This is a genomic window from Variovorax sp. 20P10.2.4, from assembly GCF_058244205.1.
Map to the genome: position 1 here is coordinate 1 of NZ_JBZAYE010000461.1, position 5965 is coordinate 5965.

Annotated in this window: 6 protein-coding genes and 1 pseudogene; 5 read left to right on the forward strand and 2 right to left on the reverse strand. The window is 70.0% G+C overall.

Annotated elements, in window-relative coordinates; all coding sequences use genetic code 11:
* Positions 1-626, forward strand: a 626-nt coding sequence (locus AC27VN_RS30210) for a LysR substrate-binding domain-containing protein (protein ID WP_490878942.1), incomplete at its 5' end; no start/stop codon positions are given.
* Between the two features lie 6 nt (positions 627-632).
* On the opposite strand, the gene AC27VN_RS30215 is transcribed toward AC27VN_RS30210, so the two are convergent.
* Positions 633-1070 (reverse strand): hypothetical protein, encoded by a 438-nt coding sequence (locus AC27VN_RS30215; RefSeq protein WP_490878943.1) that lies wholly within the window; start codon positions 1068-1070, stop codon positions 633-635.
* Positions 1071-1108: 38 nt separating this feature from the next.
* The gene (locus tag AC27VN_RS30220; protein WP_398499475.1) at positions 1109-2182 is read right to left on the reverse strand and encodes a LacI family DNA-binding transcriptional regulator; all 1074 of its coding nucleotides are present in this window, start codon (positions 2180-2182) and stop codon (positions 1109-1111) included.
* 112 nt (positions 2183-2294) lie between these two features.
* On the opposite strand from AC27VN_RS30220, the gene AC27VN_RS30225 reads away from it, so the two are divergent.
* The 4 genes and pseudogenes from AC27VN_RS30225 to AC27VN_RS30240 all read left to right on the forward strand — a co-directional run.
* The gene (locus AC27VN_RS30225; protein ID WP_398499473.1) at positions 2295-3332 is read left to right on the forward strand and encodes a TRAP transporter substrate-binding protein; all 1038 of its coding nucleotides are present in this window, start codon (positions 2295-2297) and stop codon (positions 3330-3332) included.
* Positions 3333-3341: 9 nt separating this feature from the next.
* The gene (locus AC27VN_RS30230) at positions 3342-5243 is read left to right on the forward strand and encodes a TRAP transporter large permease (RefSeq protein ID WP_490878944.1); all 1902 of its coding nucleotides are present in this window, start codon (positions 3342-3344) and stop codon (positions 5241-5243) included.
* A gap of 31 nt (positions 5244-5274) precedes the next feature.
* Positions 5275-5814, forward strand: coding sequence for a VOC family protein (locus AC27VN_RS30235; RefSeq protein ID WP_490878945.1), 540 nt, complete (start codon positions 5275-5277; stop codon positions 5812-5814).
* A 2-nt stretch (positions 5815-5816) separates the two neighbouring features.
* A pseudogene (locus AC27VN_RS30240) lies at positions 5817-5965 on the forward strand (ribulose 1,5-bisphosphate carboxylase); the annotation flags it as partial.

Genomic DNA, 5965 nt, shown 5'->3' on the forward strand with positions numbered 1-5965 from the left:
TTCGTATTCACATGAGCGACATCGGCGAGGGCCGCTTCCTGCCCGCGCTGATGGCGCGGCTCGGCGAGCTCGCGCCCGGCGTGCGCATGGAGACGCTGCCGCTCGCGCCCGGCGAGATCGCGCCCGCGCTCGACAGCGGCCGCGTCGACTTCGCCTTCGGCTTCCTGCCCAAGGTGCGCGACACGCAGCGCCTGCACCTGTTGAAGGACCGCTACATCGTGCTGCTGCGCAAGGGCCATCCGTTCGCGCGCGGCCGGCGCACCAGCCAGGCGCTGATCGAGGCGCTGCAGACGCTCGAGTACGTGGCGGTGCGCACCCATGCCGAGACCCTGCGCATCCTGCAGCTGCTGAACCTCGAGGACCGCGTGCGCCTGACCACCGAGCACTTCATGGTGCTGCCGGCGATCGTGCGCGCTACCGACCTCGCGGTGGTGATGCCGCGCAACATCGCGCGCGGCTTCGCGCAGGAGGGTGGCTACGCGATCGTCGAGCCGGCCTTTCCGCTGCGCGACTTCACGGTGTCGCTGCACTGGAGCAAGCGCTTCGAGGCCGACCCCGCGAACCGCTGGCTGCGGCAGGTGATCGCGGAGCTGTTCGCCGAGCGCGCGGGCCGCGCCGAGCGCTGAGCCGGCTCAGCGAAAGAACGCGCGCAGGTAGTCCGCCGCGGCGTCGGAGATGCCGACGATCTTGTCGGTGGCCTGGCGGTAGAACTTGAAGTTGAGCTCGGTCTCGGGCCGGCCGTCGTTCCAGTCGGCATGGGGCTTGAGCTCGCGCCGCCCGAGCGGCGCCTTCGCGAGCGCGGTGCGCCGCACCGCGATGCTCACGCGCGGCGTCTGCCGCTCGACATCGGGCAGCAGCGGCAGCGCCTCGGCCGCGGTCACGATGCCCATCGCGACCAGGCCGGCGCCGCCCGCGTTCTCGCTCGCGAACACGAACACCGTGTCGCCGGGCGCGATCTGCTTGCCGCCGTACATGGTCTTCTGGGCCGCGAATTCGAAGCGCGTGGCGCGCGGGTCGGCGACCTCGGTCTTGATCGCGTAGCAGGGGCGTGGGGTCGGGGTTTGCGGCATCGATGCTAGTTTCCATCAGCCGCGAATACCCCCGCGCCTCAAGGCAGGTTCTCCCTGAAGATCACCACGCTGCGCGTCGTCTCCACCCCGCTGAGCACGTCGCGCCCCTCGCGCAGGTTGGTGAAGATGCGCACGCAGCTCATCAGGGTCGCATGCGGGCTCTGCGTGATCACCGCGTCCATGCTGCCGTCGATCAGCAGCGCGCGCGTGTCGGGCGTGAGACCGTGGCCGATGAAGGCCACCTTCTGGTCGCGCTGCGCTTCCTTGAGCGCGCGCGCCACGCCGTCGGAGGCGCCGCCGATGTTGTAGATGCCCGCGAGCTCGGGATGCTGCTCGAGCAGCGCGCGGGTCTGGCGGTAGTTCTTGTCGGCATCGTCCTGGCCCTCGCGCAGGCCCACCACCTGCAGCGGCTCGAACATCTCGTCGATCACCTGCAGGAAGCCGGCCTCGCGCTCCTGGTGCGCGCTGTAGCGCAGGCTGCCCGCGATCAGCGCGACCTTGGCGGCGCGCGCTCCGATGAAGCGGCCGATGAGGTAGCCCGCGGTGCGGCCGGCGGCGCGGTTGTCCAGCCCGATGTAGGCCGCGCGCTGCGAGTTCGCGAGGTCCGAGATCAGCGTCACCACCGGCACGCCGCGCGCGGCCAGCGCGGCCACGGCCTCGCGCACGGCCGGATGCTCGAGCGCCATCATCGCGATGCCGTCGCAGCGCCCGCCCAGGCGCAGCAGCGCGGCGGCCAGCGCCTCGGGGTTGAAGCTCTCGGTGAGCTCGGTGCGGCACACCACGTTGAACGGCGCCCAGTGCTCCTGCGCGTAGCCGACCATGTCGCCGAGCATGCGGATGAAGCGGTTGGTGCCGCTGGGCAGCAGGAACACCAGCCGCAGCGGCCGCGGCGCCAGCGCCGCGTAGAGGTCGCGCTCGGGCAGGTAGCCGAGCTCGGCGGCGGCCTTGAGCACGCGCTGCACGGTGGCGTCGCGCACGCCGGGGCGCTTGTTGAGCACGCGGTCGACGGTGGCGGTCGAGACCTGCGCGGTGCGCGCGATGTCGGCCACGGTGGCGCGCGCCGCGGTGCCGTCGGCCGGCGCGGAGGATTGGTTTGAAGGGTTAACCCGCATACATCAAAAACCATCAAACCGTGGTTTGACGGTACAGGGTGAGGCCTATATCTTCGAGGAAATTCAATCAATGATGCATCAATTTGCATCATCCACACAACGGAGACACAGCATGGCACCGGTCACCCGCCGCAGCGCGATTCGCACCCTGTCCGCCCTTCCCGCCATCGCGGCCGTTCCGGCCGCCGGCGTGTTCTCGGCCCTGCCGCGCACGGCCCGCGCCGCGGAGTTCTCGTACAAGTACGGCAACAACCTGCCGCTGAGCCACCCGCTGAACATCCGCGCGCAGGAGGCGGCCGACCGCATCGCCAAGGAGACCAACGGCCGGGTCGAGATCAAGATCTTCCCGAACAACCAGCTCGGCGGCGACACCGACATGCTGGCCCAGGTGCGCTCGGGCGGCATCGAGTTCTTCACGCCCTCGGCGCTGGTGATCGCCACGCTGGTGCCGGTGGCCGCCATCAATGCGGTGGGCTTCGCCTTCGCCGACTACAAGCAGGTCTGGGCCGCCATGGACGGCAAGCTCGGCGCCCATGTGCGCGGCGCGATCGCCAAGTCGCGCCTCTATGCTTTCGAGAAGATGTGGGACAACGGCTTCCGCCAGACCACCAGCAGCAAGGCCGCGGTCGCCACTGCCAAGGACATGGACGGCCTGAAGATCCGCGTGCCCGTGAGCCCGCTGTCGATCTCGATGTTCAAGGGCCTGGGCGCCGCGCCCGCGAGCCTGCAGTTCAGCGAGGTCTACTCGGCGCTGCAGACGAAGATCGTCGATGCGCAGGAGAACCCGCTGCCGATCATCCAGGTCGCCAAGCTGTTCGAGGTGCAGAAGTTCTGCTCGCTCACCAACCACATCTGGGACGGCTACTGGTTCATCGCCAACGGCCGCGCCTGGGACGCGCTGCCGGCCGACCTCAGGACCATCGTCGCGCGCGCCATCAACGAGGCCGGCCTGCAGCAGCGCGAGGACATCCGCAAGCTCAACGAGTCGGTGGTCGGCGACCTGCAGGCCAAGGGCCTGACCATCAACCGCCCGGCGGCCGACAGCTTCCGCGCCAAGCTGCGCGACTCGGGCTTCTACGGCGAATGGAAGGGCCGCTTCGGCCCCGAGGCCTGGGCGCTGCTCGAAGAGGCCGTGGGCAAGCTGGCCTGAGCGTCACCCATGTCCTCGCACGTGCTTCCCGCCGACGCGCTCGCCCCCGGTGGCGCCGCCGTGGCCCATCCGAACGCGCTGGCGCCGCTGGCCGGCCGCCTCGACCGCTGGCTCGGCGGCACGGTGGAATCGCTGGCCGCGCTGCTGGTGCTGGCCGAGATCGTGGTGCTGTTCGCGGGCGTCACGGCGCGCTATGCCTTCCATGCGCCGCTGGTGTGGTCCGACGAGCTGGCCTCGATCCTGTTCCTGTGGCTGTCGATGCTCGGCGCCGTGGTGGCGCTGCGCCGCGGCGAGCACATGCGCATGACCGCCTTCGTGGCGCGGCTGCGGCCCGACACGCGCGCGCTGTTCGACACCTTCGCCATCACGGCCTCGGTGGCCTTCCTCGCGCTGGTGGCCTGGCCGGCCATCGACTACGCGCACGAGGAGTCCTTCGTCGTCACGCCCGCGCTCGAGATCAGCAATGCCTGGCGCGCCTCGGCCATCCCCGCGGGCATCGCGCTGATGGGGGTGGTGGCGCTGCTGCGGCTGCTGCGCGTGTGCACCTTGCGGCAGATCGCCGTGGCCGCGCTCGGCACCGTGGCGCTGGTGGCCGCCTTCTGGCTCGCGGGGCCGGTGCTGGCGCCGCTGGGCAAGCTCAACCTGCTGATCTTCTTCGTCGGCGTGGTGGCCTTCACCGTGTTCGCCGGCGTGCCGATCGCGTTCTCGTTCGCGCTCGCCACCTTCGGCTACCTGGCGCTGACCACGCGCACGCCGATGCTGGTGATGGTGGGGCGGCTCGACGAGGGCATGTCGCACCTGATCCTGTTGGCGGTGCCGCTGTTCATCTTCCTCGGCGCGCTGATCGAGATGACCGGCATGGCGCGCGCCATGATCCAGTTCCTCGCCAGCCTGCTGGGCCATGTGCGCGGCGGCCTGTCGTATGTGCTGATCGGCGCCATGTACCTGATCTCGGGCATCTCGGGCTCGAAGATCGCCGACATGGCGGCCATCGCGCCGGTGCTGTTCCCCGAGATGACCCAGCGCGGCGCCAAGCCCGGCGACCTGGTGGCGCTGCTGTCGGCCACGGGCGCGCAGACCGAGACCATCCCGCCCTCGATCGTGCTGATCACCATCGGCTCGGTCACCGGCATCTCGATCGCGGCGCTGTTCACCGGCGGCCTGATGCCCGCGGTGGTGCTCGGCGCCATGCTCTGCGTGGTGGTCTGGTGGCGCTACCGCCGCGAGGACCTGAGCGGGGTGAAGCGCCACGGCGCGCGCGAGATCGGCAAGCTGCTGGGCGTGGCGCTGCCCGCGGTGCTGCTGCCCTTCGTGATCCGCGCCGCGGTGGTCGAGGGCGTGGCCACGGCCACCGAGGTCTCGACCATCGGCATCGTCTATTCGGCGCTGGTCGGCCTGCTGATCTACCGCCAGTTCGACTGGCGCCGGCTGCGCCCGATGCTGGTCGAGACCGCCTCGCTCTCGGGCGCCATCATCTTCATCGTCGGCTGCGCCACCGCCATGGCCTGGGGACTCACGCAGTCGGGCTTCTCGCAGGACCTCGCGAAGCTCATGGCCGGCATCCCGGGCGGCGCCTACGGCTTCCTCGCGGTCTCGATCGTGGCCTTCATCGTGCTGGGCAGCGTGCTCGAGGGCATCCCGGCCATCGTGCTGTTCGGGCCGCTCTTGTTCCCGATCGCCAAGGCGGCCGGCGTGCACGAGGTGCACTACGCCATGGTCGTGATCTTCGCGATGGGCATCGGCCTGTTCGCGCCGCCCTTCGGCGTCGGCTACTACGGCGCCTGCGCCGTCAGCAAGGTCGATCCCGACGAGGGCATCCGCCACATCTGGGGCTACATGGCCGCGCTGCTCGCGGGGCTGGTGCTGGTCGCCGCGATCCCGTGGTTCTCCACCGGTTTTCTCAAAGTCTGACAACAACACGCACAACGGAGCGCGCAAGAAAATGAGTCGATTCCTCGGCGAGATCCGCCAACTGGGCTACGTGGTGCCCGACATCGAGGCCGCCATGGACTACTGGAGCCGCGAGCTCGGCGTCGGTCCCTGGTTCTACAACCCCAAGGTGCCGATCCGCAACTACCGCTACCACGGCGAGGCGCACGAGCCGCACAACTCGGTGGCGCTCGCCAACTCGGGCTATGTGCAGGTCGAGCTGATCCAGACCCGCAACGACGTGCCCTCGATGTACCGCGACTTCCTGCGCGCGGGCCGCTCCGGCCTGCAGCACGTGGCCTACTGGACCGCCGACTACGACGCCGACCTCGCGCGCCTCACGGCGCAGGGCTTCAAGCCGGTGATGAGCGGCGAGGTGGGCGAGCGCGGCCGCTTCATCTACTTCGACACCGAATACCACCCGGGCACCGTGATCGAGCTGTCGGAAGTGGCCGGTCCGAAGGGGAAGATGTTCGACCTGATCCGCGCGGCCTCCGAAGGCTGGGACGGCAGCGAGCCGGTGCGGCCCTTCCCCGACCTGTCGAAGCTCTGACGATGGCGCAGGCAGAACAGCGCATCCGCGCGCGCTACCGCATCGAGACGCCGCTCGAGCCGGCCGCGGTGGCCGAGGTGATGGCGGGCGAGCAGTCGTGCGGCACCTTCACGCGCGTCGAGGGCGAGACCGACGACCTGCGCGCACGGGC